26 protein-coding genes and 1 pseudogene are annotated in these 16,162 nt (G+C 63.3%); all 27 read left to right on the top strand.

The window, feature by feature from the left end:
* The first annotated feature begins 63 nt into the window (after positions 1–63).
* Entirely contained in the window at positions 64–897 is an 834-nt protein-coding gene (gene rplB / locus VMR03_RS12925) for a 50S ribosomal protein L2 (RefSeq protein WP_325405849.1), read from the top strand.
* 11 nt (positions 898–908) lie between these two features.
* Positions 909–1,187: a 30S ribosomal protein S19 gene (gene rpsS / locus VMR03_RS12920; protein ID WP_325405847.1), complete on the top strand. Its 279-nt coding sequence runs from the start codon at positions 909–911 to the stop codon at positions 1,185–1,187.
* 3 nt (positions 1,188–1,190) lie between these two features.
* Positions 1,191–1,571 carry a 50S ribosomal protein L22 gene (rplV, locus tag VMR03_RS12915; protein ID WP_325405845.1) on the top strand — a complete coding sequence of 127 codons (381 nt, stop codon included), beginning with the start codon at positions 1,191–1,193 and terminating at the stop codon, positions 1,569–1,571.
* A complete protein-coding gene (rpsC, locus tag VMR03_RS12910; protein ID WP_325405843.1) occupies positions 1,571–2,287 on the top strand; it encodes a 30S ribosomal protein S3 in 717 nt (238 codons plus the stop codon). The genes rplV and rpsC overlap by 1 nt, the downstream gene beginning before the upstream one ends.
* A 31-nt stretch (positions 2,288–2,318) precedes the next feature.
* The gene (rplP, locus tag VMR03_RS12905) at positions 2,319–2,738 is read left to right on the top strand and encodes a 50S ribosomal protein L16 (RefSeq protein ID WP_325405841.1); all 420 of its coding nucleotides are present in this window, start codon (positions 2,319–2,321) and stop codon (positions 2,736–2,738) included.
* A 48-nt stretch (positions 2,739–2,786) separates the two neighbouring features.
* A complete protein-coding gene (gene rpmC / locus VMR03_RS12900) occupies positions 2,787–2,990 on the top strand; it encodes a 50S ribosomal protein L29 (RefSeq protein WP_325405839.1) in 204 nt (67 codons plus the stop codon).
* 10 nt (positions 2,991–3,000) lie between these two features.
* Positions 3,001–3,237, top strand: a complete 237-nt coding sequence (rpsQ, locus tag VMR03_RS12895; RefSeq protein ID WP_325405837.1) for a 30S ribosomal protein S17 — start codon at positions 3,001–3,003, stop codon at positions 3,235–3,237.
* 43 nt (positions 3,238–3,280) lie between these two features.
* Complete coding sequence (gene rplN / locus VMR03_RS12890; RefSeq protein ID WP_325405835.1) at positions 3,281–3,649, top strand: 50S ribosomal protein L14; 369 nt, start codon at positions 3,281–3,283, stop codon at positions 3,647–3,649.
* The gene (rplX, locus tag VMR03_RS12885; RefSeq protein WP_325405832.1) at positions 3,649–3,966 is read left to right on the top strand and encodes a 50S ribosomal protein L24; all 318 of its coding nucleotides are present in this window, start codon (positions 3,649–3,651) and stop codon (positions 3,964–3,966) included. Before rplN ends, rplX begins: the two co-directional genes overlap by 1 nt.
* A complete protein-coding gene (gene rplE, locus VMR03_RS12880) occupies positions 3,959–4,516 on the top strand; it encodes a 50S ribosomal protein L5 (protein WP_325405830.1) in 558 nt (185 codons plus the stop codon). The genes rplX and rplE overlap by 8 nt, the downstream gene beginning before the upstream one ends.
* Positions 4,517–4,561: 45 nt before the next feature.
* On the top strand, positions 4,562–4,867 hold the full coding sequence (gene rpsN / locus VMR03_RS12875) for a 30S ribosomal protein S14 (protein ID WP_325405828.1): 306 nt from the start codon (positions 4,562–4,564) through the stop codon (positions 4,865–4,867).
* 9 nt (positions 4,868–4,876) lie between these two features.
* On the top strand, positions 4,877–5,275 hold the full coding sequence (gene rpsH, locus VMR03_RS12870; RefSeq protein WP_325405826.1) for a 30S ribosomal protein S8: 399 nt from the start codon (positions 4,877–4,879) through the stop codon (positions 5,273–5,275).
* Between the two features lie 42 nt (positions 5,276–5,317).
* A complete protein-coding gene (gene rplF, locus VMR03_RS12865) occupies positions 5,318–5,851 on the top strand; it encodes a 50S ribosomal protein L6 (protein WP_325405825.1) in 534 nt (177 codons plus the stop codon).
* 4 nt (positions 5,852–5,855) lie between these two features.
* Complete coding sequence (gene rplR, locus VMR03_RS12860; RefSeq protein ID WP_325405824.1) at positions 5,856–6,209, top strand: 50S ribosomal protein L18; 354 nt, start codon at positions 5,856–5,858, stop codon at positions 6,207–6,209.
* Between the two features lie 12 nt (positions 6,210–6,221).
* The gene (rpsE, locus tag VMR03_RS12855) at positions 6,222–6,782 is read left to right on the top strand and encodes a 30S ribosomal protein S5 (protein WP_325405822.1); all 561 of its coding nucleotides are present in this window, start codon (positions 6,222–6,224) and stop codon (positions 6,780–6,782) included.
* Between the two features lie 38 nt (positions 6,783–6,820).
* Positions 6,821–7,027: a 50S ribosomal protein L30 gene (gene rpmD / locus VMR03_RS12850; RefSeq protein ID WP_325405820.1), complete on the top strand. Its 207-nt coding sequence runs from the start codon at positions 6,821–6,823 to the stop codon at positions 7,025–7,027.
* Positions 7,028–7,043: 16 nt separating this feature from the next.
* Positions 7,044–7,532 (top strand): 50S ribosomal protein L15, encoded by a 489-nt coding sequence (gene rplO, locus VMR03_RS12845; RefSeq protein WP_325405818.1) that lies wholly within the window; start codon positions 7,044–7,046, stop codon positions 7,530–7,532.
* A gap of 65 nt (positions 7,533–7,597) precedes the next feature.
* A complete protein-coding gene (secY, locus tag VMR03_RS12840; protein WP_325405816.1) occupies positions 7,598–8,929 on the top strand; it encodes a preprotein translocase subunit SecY in 1,332 nt (443 codons plus the stop codon).
* Positions 8,926–9,522 (top strand): adenylate kinase, encoded by a 597-nt coding sequence (locus tag VMR03_RS12835; RefSeq protein ID WP_325405814.1) that lies wholly within the window; start codon positions 8,926–8,928, stop codon positions 9,520–9,522. Before secY ends, VMR03_RS12835 begins: the two co-directional genes overlap by 4 nt.
* Positions 9,523–9,761: 239 nt before the next feature.
* Positions 9,762–10,130 (top strand): 30S ribosomal protein S13, encoded by a 369-nt coding sequence (gene rpsM / locus VMR03_RS12830; RefSeq protein ID WP_325405812.1) that lies wholly within the window; start codon positions 9,762–9,764, stop codon positions 10,128–10,130.
* 59 nt (positions 10,131–10,189) lie between these two features.
* Positions 10,190–10,579: a 30S ribosomal protein S11 gene (gene rpsK, locus VMR03_RS12825; RefSeq protein WP_325405810.1), complete on the top strand. Its 390-nt coding sequence runs from the start codon at positions 10,190–10,192 to the stop codon at positions 10,577–10,579.
* Between the two features lie 143 nt (positions 10,580–10,722).
* Complete coding sequence (locus VMR03_RS12820) at positions 10,723–11,739, top strand: DNA-directed RNA polymerase subunit alpha (RefSeq protein ID WP_325405851.1); 1,017 nt, start codon at positions 10,723–10,725, stop codon at positions 11,737–11,739.
* Between the two features lie 54 nt (positions 11,740–11,793).
* On the top strand, positions 11,794–12,225 hold the full coding sequence (gene rplQ / locus VMR03_RS12815) for a 50S ribosomal protein L17 (RefSeq protein WP_325405808.1): 432 nt from the start codon (positions 11,794–11,796) through the stop codon (positions 12,223–12,225).
* A gap of 329 nt (positions 12,226–12,554) precedes the next feature.
* Positions 12,555–13,997, top strand: a complete 1,443-nt coding sequence (locus VMR03_RS12810; protein ID WP_325405806.1) for a DegQ family serine endoprotease — start codon at positions 12,555–12,557, stop codon at positions 13,995–13,997.
* Positions 13,998–14,191: 194 nt separating this feature from the next.
* On the top strand, positions 14,192–15,496 hold the full coding sequence (locus VMR03_RS12805; protein WP_325405804.1) for a replication-associated recombination protein A: 1,305 nt from the start codon (positions 14,192–14,194) through the stop codon (positions 15,494–15,496).
* Positions 15,493–15,873 carry a fluoride efflux transporter CrcB gene (gene crcB, locus VMR03_RS12800; protein WP_325405802.1) on the top strand — a complete coding sequence of 127 codons (381 nt, stop codon included), beginning with the start codon at positions 15,493–15,495 and terminating at the stop codon, positions 15,871–15,873. Before VMR03_RS12805 ends, crcB begins: the two co-directional genes overlap by 4 nt.
* Positions 15,870–16,162: pseudogene (locus VMR03_RS12795) on the top strand (RluA family pseudouridine synthase); the annotation flags it as partial. The gene crcB and the pseudogene VMR03_RS12795, both read left to right, overlap by 4 nt.

Here is a 16,162-nt window from a genome sequence, read left to right as displayed (position 1 = left end):
GTGACCCTCGAAGAGGGCTACTCGATCGACGTGACGACTGGTCTCTAAAGAGAGCACGTACCGATGGCATTGAAGAAATATAAACCGACAAGCCCCGCGCAGCGCGGCCTTGTGCTGGTCGACCGGTCGGCGCTCTATAAGGGCAAGCCGGTGAAGGGCCTCACGCATGGTCTGACGAAGTCGGGTGGCCGCAACAATCACGGCCGCGTCACCTCGTTCGATCGTGGCGGCGGGCACAAGCGCAGCTACCGCATCATCGATTTCAAGCGTCGCAAGTTCGATCAGCCGGCGACCGTCGAGCGGCTGGAATACGATCCGAACCGCACGGCGTTCATCGCGCTCATCAAATACGCGGACGGCGAGCAGGCCTATATCCTGGCGCCGCAGCGCCTCGCGGTCGGCGACTCCGTCGTCGCGGGCGAGCGCGTGGACGTGAAGCCGGGCAATGCGATGCCGCTGTCGTCGATCCCCGTCGGCACCATCGTCCACAATGTGGAAATGAAGCCGGGCAAGGGCGGTCAGATCGCGCGCTCCGCCGGCACCTATGTGCAGCTCATCGGCCGCGACCAGGGCTACGCGCTCCTGCGCCTGTCGTCGGGCGAGCAGCGCATGGTTCGCGGCGAGTGCATGGCCTCGATCGGCGCCGTGTCGAACCCCGACCACGGCAACATCACGATCGCCAAGGCCGGCCGTAATCGCTGGCTCGGCAAGCGTCCGACGGTTCGTGGCGTCGCCATGAACCCGGTCGACCATCCGCATGGCGGCGGCGAAGGCCGCACCTCGGGCGGCCGCCACCCGGTCACCCCGTGGGGCAAGCCGACCAAGGGCAAGAAGACGCGGCAGAACAAGGCGACCGACAAGTACATCGTTCGCAGCCGTCACAAGAAGAAGGGTTGAGGTAGCTCGACATGGCACGTTCCGTAAAAAAAGGCCCCTTCGTCGATGGCTACCTTCTCAAGAAGGCAGAGGCCTCGCGTACGTCGGCCCGCAAAGATGTGATCAAGACCTGGAGCCGTCGCTCCACGATCCTGCCGCAGTTCGTCGGCCTGACCTTTGCCGTCCACAACGGCAAGAAGCACATCCCGGTGCTGGTCAACGAGGACATGGTTGGACACAAGCTCGGCGAATTCGCGCCGACGCGGACGTTCTTCAGCCACTCGGCTGACAAGAAAGCGAAGAAGGCTTAAGTCATGGGCAAACCAGCAAACAAGCGGGCGCTCGCCGACAACGAAGCCAAGGCCGTCGGTCGCATGATCCGCGTGAGCCCGCAAAAGCTCAACCTGGTCGCGCAGTTGATCCGCGGCAAGAAGGCTGACAGCGCGCTCGCCGATCTCACCTTCTCGAACAAGCGCGTTGCGCGCGACGTCAAGAAGGTGCTGCAGAGCGCGATTGCGAACGCCGAGAACAACCACAGCCTCGACGTCGACGATCTCGTCGTCGCCGAAGCCTTCGTGGGCAAGAACCTGGTGATGAAGCGTTGGCACGCGCGTGCGCGCGGTCGCGTCGGCCGGATTGAAAAGCCGTTCAGCCAGATCACCATTGTCGTACGGCAAGTCGAGGAGCAGGCCTGATGGGTCAGAAAGTCAATCCGATCGGACTGCGGCTTGGCGTCAACCGCACCTGGGATTCGCGCTGGTTCGCGGGTCGCCACGAGTACGGCAAGCTGCTGCACGAAGACATCAAGATCCGCGACTTCCTCGGCAAGACGCTGAAGCAGGCCGGCATCTCCAAGATCGTGATCGAGCGCCCGCACAAGAAGTGCCGTGTGACGATCCATACCGCGCGCCCCGGCGTCGTCATCGGCAAGAAGGGCGCCGACATCGAGAAGCTGCGCAAGGACATCGGCAAGATCACCGCGTCCGAAGTGCACCTGAACATCGTCGAAGTGCGCAAGCCCGAAATCGACGCGACGCTCGTCGCCGAGAACATCGCCCAGCAGCTCGAGCGCCGCGTTGCGTTCCGCCGCGCGATGAAGCGGGCCGTGCAGTCGGCCATGCGCCTCGGCGCCGGCGGCATCCGCATCAACTGCGCGGGTCGTCTCGGCGGTGCCGAAATCGCGCGTACGGAATGGTACCGCGAAGGCCGCGTTCCGCTTCACACGCTGCGCGCCGACATCGATTACGGCGTCGCGACGGCGAAGACGGCCTACGGCACCTGCGGCGTCAAGGTCTGGATCTTCAAGGGCGAGATCCTCGAGCACGACCCGATGGCCTCCGAGCGCCGTGCGCTCGAAGGTGCCGGCGATGGCGGCGGTTCGTCGCGTCCGCGTCGCGAAGACCGCGCCTGAGCGCAGAGAGAATTGAGCGAGAGTTTCGATCATGTTGCAACCGAAGCGCACTAAGTTCCGCAAGGCTCACAAGGGCCGCATCCATGGCAATGCCAAGGGTGGCACGAACCTCGACTTTGGGGCCTTCGGCCTCAAGGCCCAGGAGCCCGCTCGCGTGACGGCGCGGCAGATCGAGGCGGCTCGCCGCGCGATCACCCGCCACATGAAGCGCGCAGGCCGCGTGTGGATCCGGATTTTCCCGGACGTGCCGGTTTCGAAGAAGCCGACCGAAGTTCGAATGGGTAAGGGCAAGGGCACGCCGGAATTCTGGGCGGCCCGCGTCAAGCCGGGCAGGATCATGTTCGAGCTCGATGGCGTTCCGATGGCGGTTGCCGAAGAAGCGCTTCGCCTCGGTGCAGCGAAGCTGCCGATCAAGACAAGGTTCGTGGCTCGCCCCGGCGAGCACGCGTAAAGAGCGGATCGATCCCGCTGAGGCGCGGTCAAACGAAAGGGTAAGGCCATGAAGGCCAGCGAAGTGAGAGATTTGACGCCGGACCAGCTCCAGGACCAGCTCCTGAAGCTGAAGAAGGAGCAGTTCAACCTGCGCTTCCAGGGCGCGAGCGGACAGTTGGAGAAGACGTCTCGTCAGAAGCAGGTGCGCCGCGACATCGCGCGCATCAGGACGATCCAGCGCCAGCGGGTTACCGCCCAGGTCAAGGGCTGAGGATTTAGAAATGCCGAAGAGAATTCTGCAAGGTGTCGTGGTCAGCGACAAGAACAACAAGACCGTGGTGGTCGACGTCGAGCGCCGCTTCAGCGATCCGGTCCTGCGCAAGATCGTGCGCCGGACGAAGAAGTACCACGCGCATGACGAGAACAACTCGGTGAAGGTCGGCGATATCGTGAAGATCCGCGAATGCCGGCCGATCTCGAAGCTGAAGAAATGGGAAGTATTTACGGACGAAGCCTGATCCCTGACGGGAACGGGCTCCTCCGAGCAAGGCGGATGAAGTCATGATTCAGCAAGAGACGAACCTCGACGTCGCCGACAACTCTGGTGCGCGCCGCGTGATGTGCATCAAGGTTCTGGGCGGTTCCAAGCGGAAGTACGCTTCCGTTGGCGACATCATTGTCGTCAGCATCAAGGAAGCGATCCCGCGGGGCAAGGTGAAGAAGGGCGAAGTGATGAAGGCCGTCGTGGTTCGCACCGCGAAGGACATCCGCCGCGCCGACGGTAGCGTGATCCGCTTCGACCGCAACGCGGCCGTGCTCATCAACAACCAGGGCGAGCCGGTCGGCACCCGTATCTTCGGACCGGTCACCCGTGAGCTCCGTGCGAAGAACCACATGAAGATCGTTTCGCTCGCGCCGGAGGTGCTTTGATGGCTGCGAAGATTAAAAAGGGCGACAAGGTCGTCGTTCTGGCCGGCAAGGACAAGGGCAAGAAGGGCGCTGTTCTCGCCGTTCTGCCGAAGGAAAATCGGGCGCTCGTCCAGGGCGTCAATTTGGTGAAGCGCCACACGAAGCCGTCGCAGACGACGACGGGCGGTATCGTGTCGCGCGAAGCGTCGATCGATCTTTCGAACCTCGCGATCGAGGATCCGAAGACCGGCAAGCCGACGCGAGTTGGATTCAAGACGCTGGAAGATGGCCGCAAGGTTCGCGTTGCCAAGGCGTCGGGAGAAACGATCGATGGCTGAAGCTCAATACATTCCGCGGCTCAAGTCGGAGTATCTGGCGAAAATTCGCCCGGCGCTTCGTGAGCAGTTCAAGTATGCGAACGCCATGCAGGTGCCGCAGCTCGACAAGATCGTGCTCAACATGGGCGTCGGTGAAGCTGTCGCCGACAGCAAGAAGATCAAGAGCGCGTTCGACGATCTCCAGGCGATCGCCGGCCAGAAGCCGGTCATCACCAAGGCGAAGACCTCCATCGCGACCTTCAAGGTCCGCGAGAACATGCCGATCGGCGTGAAGGTCACGCTGCGCAAGGATCGGATGTACGAGTTCCTCGACCGCCTGGTCACGATCGCGCTCCCGCGCGTCCGCGACTTCCGCGGCCTCAACGCGAAGAGCTTCGACGGCCGTGGCAACTACGCCATGGGTCTGAAAGAGCACATCATTTTCCCGGAAATCGACTACGACAAGGTCGATCAGGTCTGGGGCATGGACATCATCGTCTGCACGACGGCGCAAACGGATGAAGAAGCGCGCGAGCTGTTGCGCGCCTTCAACTTCCCTTTCGCAAAGTAAGATTTTCTGTGGTCCGCGACGGACGTGGACCCGACGGAGGTTTGGATGGCTAAGAAGAGCGCCATTAATAGAGACCAGAAGCGGCGGAAACTGGCGGCGAAGTTCGCGACCAAGCGGGCGAAGCTGAAGGCCATGACGGTCGACCAGTCGATTTCCGTGGACGAGCGTTTCAATGCGCAGCTGAAGCTCAACGAGCTGCCGCGTAACTCGTCCAAGACCCGTATTCACAACCGCTGCGAGCTCACGGGCCGTAGCCGGTCCTATTACCGCAAGCTGCGCATGTCGCGTATCGCCCTCCGGGACCTCGCGTCCCGCGGGCAGATCCCCGGCATGGTCAAGTCGAGCTGGTAGGAGACGCGCATGACGATGACTGATCCACTGGGTGATATGATCACCCGCATCCGGAACGCGCAGCTCCGCGGCAAGAGCAAGGTGGCGACGCCTGCCTCCAAGCTTCGCGGCTGGGTTCTCGATGTGCTCCAGGACGAGGGGTTCATCCGCGGCTATGCCAAGGTCGACTACCCGAACGGCAAGAGCGAGTTCGAGATCGAGCTGAAGTACAACGAAGGCACGCCGGTCATTCAGTTGATCGAGCGTGTGTCGACGCCGGGCCGGCGCGTTTATTCGTCGGTCAAGGAAGTGCCGACGGTGCACAACGGCCTCGGCATCTCGATCCTTTCGACTCCGAAGGGTGTGATGTCGGACCAGGCGGCGCGGGAAAAGAATGTAGGCGGCGAGGTGCTGTGCCGCGTCTTCTAAGACGCGAGCCGGTAACGCCAGACGACGGGAAAGACTAGGACCATGTCGCGAATTGGTAAGAAGCCCATCGAAATCCCGAAAGGGGTGACGGTCACCATCAACGGCCAGGAAATCGCCGTGAAGGGTGCGAAGGGCGAGTTGAAGCTCACGCTCGTCGAGGACGTGACGGTGGAGCAGGGTGCCGACGGCATCAGCGTGCGCCCGCGCGAAGATACGCAGCGCGCTCGCGCGATGTGGGGTCTGTCCCGCACGCTCGTCCAGAACCTCGTCGTCGGCGTGACGACGGGTTTCACGACGAACCTCGAGATCAACGGCGTCGGCTATCGCGCGGCGATGCAGGGCAAGAACCTGCAGCTCAGCCTCGGCTTCAGCCACGACGTGATCTATCCGATCCCCGAAGGGATCGAAATCAAGGTTGGCAAGCCGACCGAGATTTCGGTCAGCGGCATGGACAAGCAGAAAGTCGGCCAGGTTGCGGCTGAAATCCGCTCCTATCGCGGTCCCGAGCCCTACAAGGGCAAGGGCGTGAAATACGCCGGCGAATTCATCTTCCGCAAGGAAGGCAAGAAGAAGTGAGCGGATGGCTATGACCAAGACTCTTCATCAGCGCCGGACGCAGCGCAACCGTACCAAGCTCCGGCAGATCGCCAACGGACGTCCGCGGCTTTCCGTGTTCCGTTCGTCGAAGCACATTTATGCCCAGATCATCGACGATGTGCAGGGCGTGACGCTCGCCGCCGCCTCCTCGGTCGAGGACGGTTTCGGCGGCAAGGGCGGCAACGTCGACGGTGCGAGCACAGTCGGCAAGCTCGTCGCGCAGCGCGCGGCTGAAAAGGGCGTCAAGGACGTCGTTTTCGATCGCGGCGGATACATCTACCACGGGCGCATCAAGGCGCTCGCTGACGGCGCCCGCGAAGGCGGTCTCAACTTCTAAAGGATTTTGATAGTGGCACGCGAAAGATCACGAGACCGGGACCGGGAAGAGCGCGATAGCGAGTTTGTGGACAAGCTCGTTCACATCAACCGCGTGGCGAAGGTGGTCAAGGGCGGCAAGCGCTTCGGTTTCGCAGCGCTGGTCGTCGTCGGCGACCAGAAGGGCCGCGTCGGCTTCGGTCATGGCAAGGCGCGCGAAGTTCCGGAAGCGATCCGCAAGGCGACCGAAGCGGCCAAGCGCGGCATGATCCGCGTCCCGCTTCGTGAGGGCCGTACGCTGCATCACGACATCGACGGTCGCCACGGCGCCGGCAAGGTCGTGCTGCGCGCGGCGCCCGCCGGTACGGGCATCATCGCGGGCGGCCCGATGCGCGCCGTCTTCGAGACGCTTGGTGTGCAGGACGTCGTTGCGAAGTCGCTCGGTTCGTCGAACCCCTACAACATGGTCCGCGCGACCTTCGACGCGTTGAAGCACGAGCAGAGCCCCCGCATGGTGGCGGCCCGTCGCGGCAAGAAGGTAAGCGAGATCGTCGGTCGCCGCGCCGATGGCGCAGGCGAAGCCCTGTCCGAGTAATCGGACGGAACTAGAGATTAAAGTAGAGGAACCGAGAGATGTCGGCGAAGAAGACAGGCGGCAAGAAAACCGTGACCGTCCAGCAGACCGGTAGCACGCTTCGCAAGAAGCCCGGCCAGCGCGAGACGCTGATCGGCCTCGGCCTCAACAAGATGCGTCGGACGAACACGCTGGAAGACACCCCGGCAGTGCGCGGCATGATCAACAAGGTAGCCCATCTCGTCCGTGTCGTGGACGAGGCCTGAGGCTTGCGAGGCTAAGATGACCACTCTCAACAAGATCAGCGACAATCCCGGCGCCCGCAAATCGCGCATCCGCGTCGGCCGCGGTATCGGCTCGACCAAGGGCAAGACCGGCGGCCGTGGCGTCAAGGGTCAGACATCCCGTTCCGGCGTGGCCATCAAGGGCTACGAAGGCGGCCAGATGCCGATCCACATGCGTCTGCCGAAGCGCGGCTTCAAGAACCTGTTCCGCCTCGACTACAACGTCATCAACCTGGATACGCTTCAGGCGGCCGTCGACGGCGGCAAGCTCGATGCGAAGACCAAGGTCGATGTCGAGACACTGGTGAAGGCGGGTATCCTTCGCCGCGCCAAGGACGGCGTGCGCCTGCTGGCGCGCGGCGAACTCAAGGCGAAGCTCGCTCTCGAGGTTGCCGGCACGTCGGAAGCGGCCAAGGCCGCGGTCGAAAAGGCTGGCGGCTCGGTCACCGTGATCGAACCGAAAGTAAAGGCGGCGGCGGCCGAGTAACGGCCGTCTGGGGGCGACGGGCTCGGCCACTTGTGCCAGGCGCGACATGCACGGAGTAGGACGAGATGGCATCGGCGGCTGAACAGCTTGCGGCAAATCTGAATTTCGCCGCGTTCGCCAAGGCGGACGAGCTGAAGAAGCGCATCTGGTTCACACTCGGCGCGCTTCTCGTCTATCGCCTCGGCACCTATATTCCGCTGCCGGGCATCGACCCGGCCGCGCTCGCCCAGGTCTTCAAGCAGCAGCAGACCGGCATTCTCGGCATTTTCGACATGTTCGCCGGCGGCGCCGTCGGCCGCATGGCGATCTTCGCGCTCGCGATCATGCCCTACATCTCCTCCTCCATCATCATTCAGCTGATGACTTCGGTTTCGAAGCATCTTGAGGCGCTGAAGAAGGAGGGCGAGCAGGGCCGTAAGACGATCAACCAGTACACGCGTTACGGCACGGTGATCCTCGCTACCTTCCAGGGCTATGCGATCGCGGTCGGCCTCGAGAACGCACAGCATGTCGTGATCGATCCGGGCATTTTCTTCCGCGCCACCACCGTCATCACGCTGGTCGGCGGTACTATGTTCCTGATGTGGCTCGGTGAGCAGATCACCTCGCGCGGCGTCGGCAACGGTATCTCGCTCATCATTTTCGCCGGCATCGTCGCGCAGCTTCCGCACGCGCTCGCCGGCACGCTCGAACTGGGCCGCACCGGCGCGCTCTCGGCTTTCGTCATCCTCTTCATTGCGGTGATGGTCGTCGCCGTGATCATGGCGATCGTCTTCGTCGAACGGGCGCAGCGACGGCTGATCGTGCAATATCCCAAGCGCCAGGTCGGCAACAAGATGTATGGCGGCGACAGCTCGCATCTGCCGCTGAAGCTCAACACCTCGGGCGTCATTCCGCCGATCTTCGCCTCGTCGCTGCTGCTGCTGCCGATCACCATCGCGAACTTCACCGCCGGCGCGGGCCCCGATTGGCTCAACACAGTGACGGCGTTGCTCGGTCATGGCCAGCCGCTCTACATGGCGTTCTACGCCGCCGGTATCATTTTCTTTGCCTTCTTCTACACGGCCATCGTCTTCAACCCGAAGGACACGGCCGACAATCTGAAGAAGTACGGCGGGTTCATCCCGGGTATCCGTCCGGGACAGCGCACGGCGGAATATATCGACTACGTGCTCACCAGGCTCACCGTGCTCGGCGCGATCTATCTGACGGCGATCTGTTTGCTGCCGGAAATCCTGATCTCGCAATATAAAGTGCCGTTCTATTTCGGCGGTACGTCGCTGCTGATTGTGGTCAGCGTGACCATGGATACGGTCGCACAGATACAGAGCCATCTGCTGGCCCACCAGTATGAAGGGCTCATCAAGAAGTCGAAGCTGAGGGGGGCGCGTCGATGAAGCTTATTCTTCTCGGGCCGCCTGGCGCCGGCAAGGGTACGCAGGCACAGCGGCTGCAGGAGACCTATGGCCTCATCCAGCTTTCGACCGGCGATATGCTGCGCGCGGCGGTGAAAGCCGGAACGGAAGTCGGCAAGAAGGCCGAGGCCATCATGGCGCGGGGCGACCTGGTGCCCGATGAGGTCGTAGTCGGCATCATCGCCGATCGGATCGAGCAGCCGGACGCGAAGAAGGGCTACATCCTCGACGGCTTCCCCAGGAACGTCGCCCAGGCCGAAGCCCTCGACAAGATGCTGGCCGGCAAGGGTACCAAGCTCGATGCCGTGGTCGAACTCGAAGTCGACGACAAGATTTTGCTCGGCCGCATCCAGGGTCGGGCGGCCCAGACGGCCGGCGGCCCCCGGGCGGATGACAATGCCGACGCCCTGGCGAAGCGGCTGAAGGTCTACCATGAACAGACGGCGCCCCTCGTCGCCTACTATAAGAAGCAGGGCGTGCTGAAGGGCGTGGACGGCATGAAGGATATCGACGACGTGACCCGCCAGATCGAGGCGGTTCTCGGACTTGGAGCGAAAAAAGGGAAATTGGCTTAAGCGGTTGACTGGGAAGGGTTAAATCCTATAATCCCGGCCTTCGCGACGGCACTTTCAGAGCAAATACCGGTTGTGGGACGAAAATTGGCGGATTTCCGCGGGTTTTCGAGCAGTTCCACCCGGGTTTTGACGTAGGCGCCGTCTTGAGCGATTCCCCGGTTGGCGCTGGCCCAGGTGGGTCGGCGGACAGACAAGGGTTGTATCGGCCAAGGTCCGATACGGAGAGCAGGAGAAGAGAAGTGGCTCGTATTGCTGGTGTCAACATCCCGACGAACAAGCGGGTGCTCATCGCGCTGACCTACATCCATGGCATCGGCAACGCCAAGGCCAAGGAAATCTGCGAGAAGGTCGGTATCCCGGCGGAGCGCCGCGTGAACCAGCTCGCCGACAGCGAGGTCATCCAGATCCGCGAAGCGATCGACCGCGACTACATGGTCGAAGGCGATCTGCGGCGCGAAGTTGCGATGAACATCAAGCGGCTGATGGATCTCGGCTGCTATCGCGGTCTGCGTCACCGCAAGGGTCTGCCCGTGCACGGCCAGCGGACGCACACCAACGCCCGTACCCGCAAGGGTCCGGCCAAGGCGATCGCCGGCAAGAAGAAGTAAGACACCCCGAATTTCCGCCAGGGCGCGCTTGCTCGGGCGACACATAAGGTTTGAGACGGATGGCCAAGGAAAAGACCCGTATTCGCCGCAAGGAACGAAAGAACATTTCGTCCGGCGTCGCCCATGTGAACTCGTCGTTCAACAACACGATGATCACGATCACCGACGCGCAGGGCAATGCGATTGCCTGGTCGTCGGCCGGCATGATGGGCTTCAAGGGCAGCCGCAAGTCGACGCCTTTCGCGGCGCAGATGGCCGCCGAAGACGCCGGCAAGAAGGCGATGGAGCACGGCATGCGCACCCTCGAGGTCGAGGTGACGGGTCCGGGTTCGGGCCGCGAGTCGGCGCTGCGCGCGCTGCAGTCGGTCGGCTTCACCGTGACGACGATCCGCGACGTGACGCCCATTCCGCACAATGGCTGCCGTCCGCCGAAGCGCCGCCGCGTGTAACCAGCGTTCGATATTTCGACCTTTATCTGGTCGCGTCGGCTCGCACGATTGAATGGTGGGGCGGACGTTAAAGAGACCAAATGGCGGATGTCTCCCGCCCGGCGCGTCGTTTCGGCGCCCGTAAACGGCACGAGGTTTTGAAATTGATCCAGAAGAACTGGGAAGAGCTGATTAAGCCGAACAAGCTCGAAATCAATCCGGGCCATGACGCCGGCCGCTTTGCGACGGTCGTCGCCGAGCCGCTCGAGCGCGGCTTCGGCTTGACGCTCGGCAACGCGCTGCGCCGTGTGCTGATGTCGTCGCTCCAGGGCGCCGCCGTCACCGCCGTACAGATCGACGGCGTGCTGCACGAGTTCTCGTCGATCGCGGGCGTCCGCGAAGACGTGACCGACATCATCCTGAACATCAAGCAGCTTGCGCTGCGCCTTCACGCCGAAGGCCCCAAGCGCATGACGCTGTCGAAGAAGGGCCCGGGCGTCGTCACCGCAGGCGACATCACCACCGGCTCCGACATCGAGGTTCTGAACCCCGATCTCGTGCTCTGCACGCTCGATCAGGGCGCGGACATCCGCATGGAATTCACCGTCGCGCTCGGCAAGGGCTATGTCGCCTCCGACCGCAATCGTCCGGAAGACGCGCCGATCGGCCTCATCCCGGTCGACAGCCTCTACAGCCCGGTGAAGCGCGTTTCCTACAAGGTCGAGAACACCCGCGAAGGGCAGATCCTCGACTATGACAAGCTCACCATGCAGATCGAGACGAACGGCGCGCTGACGCCGGACGACGCGGTTGCCTATGCCGCCCGAATCCTGCAAGACCAGCTCCAGATTTTCGTGAACTTCGAGGAGCCGGAGCAGAAGCACATCGAAGAGACGCGCCCCGAACTCGAATTCAACGCGGCGCTGCTCAAGAAGGTGGACGAGCTCGAACTTTCCGTTCGTTCGGCCAACTGCCTCAAGAACGACAACATCGTCTATATCGGCGACCTCATCCAGAAGACGGAAGCGGAAATGCTCCGTACGCCGAACTTTGGACGCAAGTCGCTCAACGAGATCAAGGAAGTGCTCGCGCAGATGGGGCTCCACCTCGGCATGGAAGTGCCGAACTGGCCGCCGGAGAACATCGAGGAACTCGCGAAGCGTTACGAAGACCAGTATTGATATTTGAACGCCGCGTCGCAGAAGACGCCGCAACGAAGGTAAGGAGAAGGGGTCATGCGTCACGGTAATTCCGGCCGCAAGCTCAACAGGACGGCAAGCCACCGCAAGGCCATGTTCGCCAACATGGCGATCGCGCTCATCAAGCACGAGCAGATCGTGACGACCCTGCCCAAGGCGAAGGAGCTCCGCCCCTATGTGGAGAAGCTCGTGACGCTCGGCAAGACGGACACGCTGCACACGCGTCGTCAGGCCTATGCGCAGTTGCCCGACAAGAAGTGGGCGGCGAAGCTCTTCGACGTGCTCGGGCCCCGCTACAAGGAGCGTCCGGGCGGCTACATCCGCGTGCTGAAGGCGGGCTTCCGTTTCGGCGATAACGCGGCCATGGCGGTCATCGAATTCGTCGACCGCGACGAGAGCGCGAAGGGCCAGGATTCGGGCCCGGTGCTGGTCGAGGGCGACGAGGAAGAAGCGCTGGCGACGGCGTAACCTTACGCCGACGTCATCGAATGAAATCGGGGCGGTCTTCGGACCGCCCTTTTTGTTTGGCGCGGAGGGCGCGCCCGAAGCGGGGATAAGTTCTTCGTGGAAATATTGGCGGGCGGCGAAAATTCGCCCACTTGACGAGCGTGACGCTGCTTCCCATCTATCCGGCTACGTCCGGAAGTGTATCGAAGGCCCGCGCGGGAAGCGCGGGCTTTTTCGTTTCCGGGGTCGGGCGCACTTTCCGTCTTGCCAGCGTCACGATGGGTCAACAAAATCCCGCATGGATGCGGCGCCGTCCGGGCCGGGGGGCGCGACGAGTGGTGATCGAACTGATGTCTCAATCTTCCGTCGGCGGCTGGTTCGCCATGATGCTTGGCGCGACCGCGCTCAGCCTGACGCTCGCCTTTTTCCCGTGGTCTGCAAAGGCCGATACGCGCGCCCTGCCGGGGTCGGCGGGCGAGGTGACGCTCTCTTATTCGTCGGTCGTGAAGCACGTCGCGCCGGCCGTGGTCAACGTCTACTCCAAGCGCGTCGTGCAGGCGCAGGCCCCGTCGCCGCTCTTCAACGATCCCTTCTTCCAGCGTTTCTTCGGCGACCGCTTCAGCTTCGGCGTGCCGCGCGAACGCGTGCAGCAATCGCTCGGTTCCGGCGTCATCGTCGATGCGGGCGGCCTCATCGTCACCAACTACCACGTCATCAAGGGCGGCGATCAGTTCAAGGTCGCGTTGAACGACAGGCGCGAATTCGAGGCGAAGGTGGTGCTAGCCGACGAGCGGACCGACCTCGCCGTGCTGAAGATCGACACCAAGGGCGAGAAGCTGCCTTTCCTCGGCTTCAAGGATTCGGACTCTGTCGAGGTCGGCGATCTCGTGCTTGCGATCGGCAATCCTTTCGGCGTCGGCCAGACGGTGACGACGGGTATCGTCTCGGCGCTCGCGCGCACCCATGTCGGCGTTTCCGATTATCAGTTCTTCATCCAGACGGACGCGGCGATCAATCCCGGCAATTCGGGCGGCGCGCTGGTGACGACCGACGGCCGGCTCATCGGCATCAACAGCGCCATCTATTCGCAGACGGGCGGCAGCGTCGGCATCGGCTTCGCGATCCCGTCCAACATGGTGCGGCTCGTCGTCGACAGCGCGCGGAACGGCGGCCACCTCAGGCGGCCCTGGACCGGCGCGCAATTGCAGGCGGTCGACGCGCAGCTTGCCTCGACCCTCGGCCTCGACCGGCCTGGCGGGGCGCTGGTGCGCGAGGTTTATCCGGGCGGCCCGGCGGCCCGCGCCGGCATCAAGGACGGCGACGTGATCCGCGCCGTCGACAATCACGACGTCGACGATCCGCAATCGGTGCGCTACCGCTTCGCGACCAAGGGCTTCGGCGGCAAGGTGACGGTCCGCTATCTGCGCGACGGACGGAGCTTCGAAACGCAGGTGGCGCTCGAGGCGCCGCCCGAGACACCCGCCGCCGACCGCACGCTCGTCAAGGGCCGCAACCCCTTCACCGGCGCGACGGTCGCCAATCTCTCGCCGGCGGTCGCCGACGAACTCGGCCTCGACGTGCTGGGCGGGAAGGGCGTCGTCATCGTCAAGATCGAGGACGGCACGCCCGCCGACCGCATCGACTTCCAGCCCGGCGACATCGTCGTGCAGGTCGGCGAGACGAAAATCGAGACCGTGAAACAGCTTCTCGGCGCGACCGCCGGCACCCGCCAGCAATGGGATTTTGCCATCCGCCGCGGCGACCGGACCTTCACGGCGACGGTTGGTGGATAGGGCCGGAGCGATCTTGCTCCTTTGCTCGCCGTTTTCCGTCATGCCGGGCTTGGCCCGGCATCCAGCTTTGCGGTGACGCAGGGAGGAAGATGGATCCGGACCAAGTCCGGGATGACGGAGGGGGGCGCGCAGGTCCGGGACGACGGAAGGGACGGGGGAAGCAGGCGCGGCCAAAACATGCTAAACCCCTGCCCATGAGCAATCTTTTCGAAGCCGCAGGTCTGGAGGAGGGCGCGCCGCGCCCGCTGGCGGACCGGCTGCGCCCGAAAACGCTCGATGAAGTCGTGGGGCAGGATCACCTGCTCGGGCCTAAGGGCCCCATCGGCCGCATGGTCGCCAAGGGGCATCTGTCGTCGATCATCCTCTGGGGGCCGCCCGGGACCGGCAAGACCACGACCGCGCGGCTGCTCGCTGACAAGGTCGGGCTTCACTTCGAACCCATGTCGGCGATCTTTTCCGGCGTCGCCGACCTGAAGAAAGTCTTCGACGCGGCGCGCGGCCGCCGCGCGGTGGGCAAGGGCACGCTGCTCTTCGTCGATGAGATCCACCGCTTCAACCGCGCCCAGCAGGACAGTTTCCTTCCCGTGATGGAGGACGGCACGGTCACGCTGGTCGGCGCGACGACGGAGAATCCGTCTTTCGAACTCAACGCGGCGCTTCTGTCGCGCGCGCAGGTGCTGGTGCTGAACCGGCTCGACGATGCGGCGCTCGAAAAGCTTCTGCGGCGCGCCGAAGAGCATGTCGGCCGCAAGCTGCCGCTCGACGAGGATGCGCGGGCGAGCCTGCGCGCCATGGCCGATGGCGACGGGCGCTATGTACTCAACCTCGCCGAGGAAGTCTTCGAGGTTGCGGGCGATCAGACGCTCGACACGGCGGCGCTGGTTGGCGCGGTGCAGCGCCGCGCGCCGCTCTACGACAAGGGTCGCGAAGGGCATTACAACCTCGTCAGCGCGCTCCATAAGTCCGTGCGCGGTTCGGATTGCGACGCGGCGCTCTATTGGCTCGCGCGCATGCTGGCGGGCGGCGAAGACCCGCTCTATATCTGCCGGCGCATGGTGCGCATGGCGGTTGAGGATATCGGGCTCGCCGATCCCGAGGCGCTGCACCAGACGCTGGCGGCGAAAGAGGCTTACGATTTTCTGGGTTCGCCCGAAGGCGAACTAGCGATTGCGCAGGCGCTGATCTATCTGGCGACGGCGCCGAAATCGAATGCGGCCTATACCGCTTTCGGAGCAGCAAAGCGCGCGGCGAAGGAGACGGGGTCGCTCAATCCGCCGGCACATATTCTCAACGCGCCGACGCGGCTGATGAAGGATCTCGGTTACGGCAAGGGCTATGTCTACGACCCCGACACGCCGGAAGGTTTCTCGGGGCAGGACTATTTTCCGGACGAGATGGAACGCGAACAGTTCTACGAACCCTTCGAGCGGGGCTTCGAACGCGAAATTTCAAAACGCCTCGCCTATTGGGCGAAGCTGAGAGAGGAGAAGTCGAAGTGAACAGCATCTTCGCGGTCGCCGTGGGCGGCGCCATCGGCTCCGTGCTGCGTTACCTCTTCAACATCGAGGTGACGAAGGCGCTCGGCTCGAATTTCCCCTGGGGCATTCTCTTCATCAACATTCTCGGCTGCTTTGTCATGGGCGTGATCGCCGAAAGCTTCGCGCTGAAATTCAGCGCCCCTCAGGAAATGCGCAGCTTCATGATGACGGGCATTCTCGGCGGCTTCACGACCTTCTCGGCTTTTGCGCTCGATACGGGAATGCTCGTCGAGCGCAACGAGGCGGGCCTTGCTGGGCTCTATGTCCTGGCGTCGGTCGGCGGTGCGATCCTCGCGCTCTTTCTCGGACTATGGACCGTCAGGACGGTGTTTGCATGAATGCTGTCGCACAACTCGATGTGACGGATGAAGAAGACGGCATTCGTCTCGACCGCTGGTTCAAGCGGCGCTTTCCGGCGCTGACGCATGGGCGGCTCGAAAAGCTCCTGCGTACCGGGCAGGTGCGCGTCGACGGTGCCAAGGCGAAGGCGAATGCGCGTCTCGTCGCGGGACAGACGGTGCGGGTGCCGCCGCTGGGCGATGCGCTGGAGCCCGCGCCGAAGGTCGAAAAGCCGGTGAGCGAAAAGGATGCGGAGATGATCCGCGCCTGCGTCATCTACAAGGACAA

The organism is Parvibaculum sp. (assembly GCF_035511255.1).
Taxonomy (GTDB): domain Bacteria; phylum Pseudomonadota; class Alphaproteobacteria; order Parvibaculales; family Parvibaculaceae; genus Parvibaculum.
The sequence above is the reverse complement of the archived record's forward strand: the minus strand, read 5'-3'. Positions and strand labels throughout refer to the sequence as shown.

What these genes read in the sequence shown, in the direction of transcription:
- rplB (WP_325405849.1), top strand. Translation starts at nt 64, where the DNA reads ATGGCATTGAAGAAATATAAACCGACAAGCCCCGCGCAGCGCGGCCTT.
- rpsS (WP_325405847.1), top strand. Translation starts at nt 909, where the DNA reads ATGGCACGTTCCGTAAAAAAAGGCCCCTTCGTCGATGGCTACCTTCTC.
- rplV (WP_325405845.1), top strand. Translation starts at nt 1,191, where the DNA reads ATGGGCAAACCAGCAAACAAGCGGGCGCTCGCCGACAACGAAGCCAAG.
- rpsC (WP_325405843.1), top strand. Translation starts at nt 1,571, where the DNA reads ATGGGTCAGAAAGTCAATCCGATCGGACTGCGGCTTGGCGTCAACCGC.
- rplP (WP_325405841.1), top strand. Translation starts at nt 2,319, where the DNA reads ATGTTGCAACCGAAGCGCACTAAGTTCCGCAAGGCTCACAAGGGCCGC.
- rpmC (WP_325405839.1), top strand. Translation starts at nt 2,787, where the DNA reads ATGAAGGCCAGCGAAGTGAGAGATTTGACGCCGGACCAGCTCCAGGAC.
- rpsQ (WP_325405837.1), top strand. Translation starts at nt 3,001, where the DNA reads ATGCCGAAGAGAATTCTGCAAGGTGTCGTGGTCAGCGACAAGAACAAC.
- rplN (WP_325405835.1), top strand. Translation starts at nt 3,281, where the DNA reads ATGATTCAGCAAGAGACGAACCTCGACGTCGCCGACAACTCTGGTGCG.
- rplX (WP_325405832.1), top strand. Translation starts at nt 3,649, where the DNA reads ATGGCTGCGAAGATTAAAAAGGGCGACAAGGTCGTCGTTCTGGCCGGC.
- rplE (WP_325405830.1), top strand. Translation starts at nt 3,959, where the DNA reads ATGGCTGAAGCTCAATACATTCCGCGGCTCAAGTCGGAGTATCTGGCG.
- rpsN (WP_325405828.1), top strand. Translation starts at nt 4,562, where the DNA reads ATGGCTAAGAAGAGCGCCATTAATAGAGACCAGAAGCGGCGGAAACTG.
- rpsH (WP_325405826.1), top strand. Translation starts at nt 4,877, where the DNA reads ATGACGATGACTGATCCACTGGGTGATATGATCACCCGCATCCGGAAC.
- rplF (WP_325405825.1), top strand. Translation starts at nt 5,318, where the DNA reads ATGTCGCGAATTGGTAAGAAGCCCATCGAAATCCCGAAAGGGGTGACG.
- rplR (WP_325405824.1), top strand. Translation starts at nt 5,856, where the DNA reads ATGGCTATGACCAAGACTCTTCATCAGCGCCGGACGCAGCGCAACCGT.
- rpmD (WP_325405820.1), top strand. Translation starts at nt 6,821, where the DNA reads ATGTCGGCGAAGAAGACAGGCGGCAAGAAAACCGTGACCGTCCAGCAG.
- rplO (WP_325405818.1), top strand. Translation starts at nt 7,044, where the DNA reads ATGACCACTCTCAACAAGATCAGCGACAATCCCGGCGCCCGCAAATCG.
- secY (WP_325405816.1), top strand. Translation starts at nt 7,598, where the DNA reads ATGGCATCGGCGGCTGAACAGCTTGCGGCAAATCTGAATTTCGCCGCG.
- VMR03_RS12835 (WP_325405814.1), top strand. Translation starts at nt 8,926, where the DNA reads ATGAAGCTTATTCTTCTCGGGCCGCCTGGCGCCGGCAAGGGTACGCAG.
- rpsK (WP_325405810.1), top strand. Translation starts at nt 10,190, where the DNA reads ATGGCCAAGGAAAAGACCCGTATTCGCCGCAAGGAACGAAAGAACATT.
- rplQ (WP_325405808.1), top strand. Translation starts at nt 11,794, where the DNA reads ATGCGTCACGGTAATTCCGGCCGCAAGCTCAACAGGACGGCAAGCCAC.
- VMR03_RS12810 (WP_325405806.1), top strand. Translation starts at nt 12,555, where the DNA reads ATGTCTCAATCTTCCGTCGGCGGCTGGTTCGCCATGATGCTTGGCGCG.
- VMR03_RS12805 (WP_325405804.1), top strand. Translation starts at nt 14,192, where the DNA reads ATGAGCAATCTTTTCGAAGCCGCAGGTCTGGAGGAGGGCGCGCCGCGC.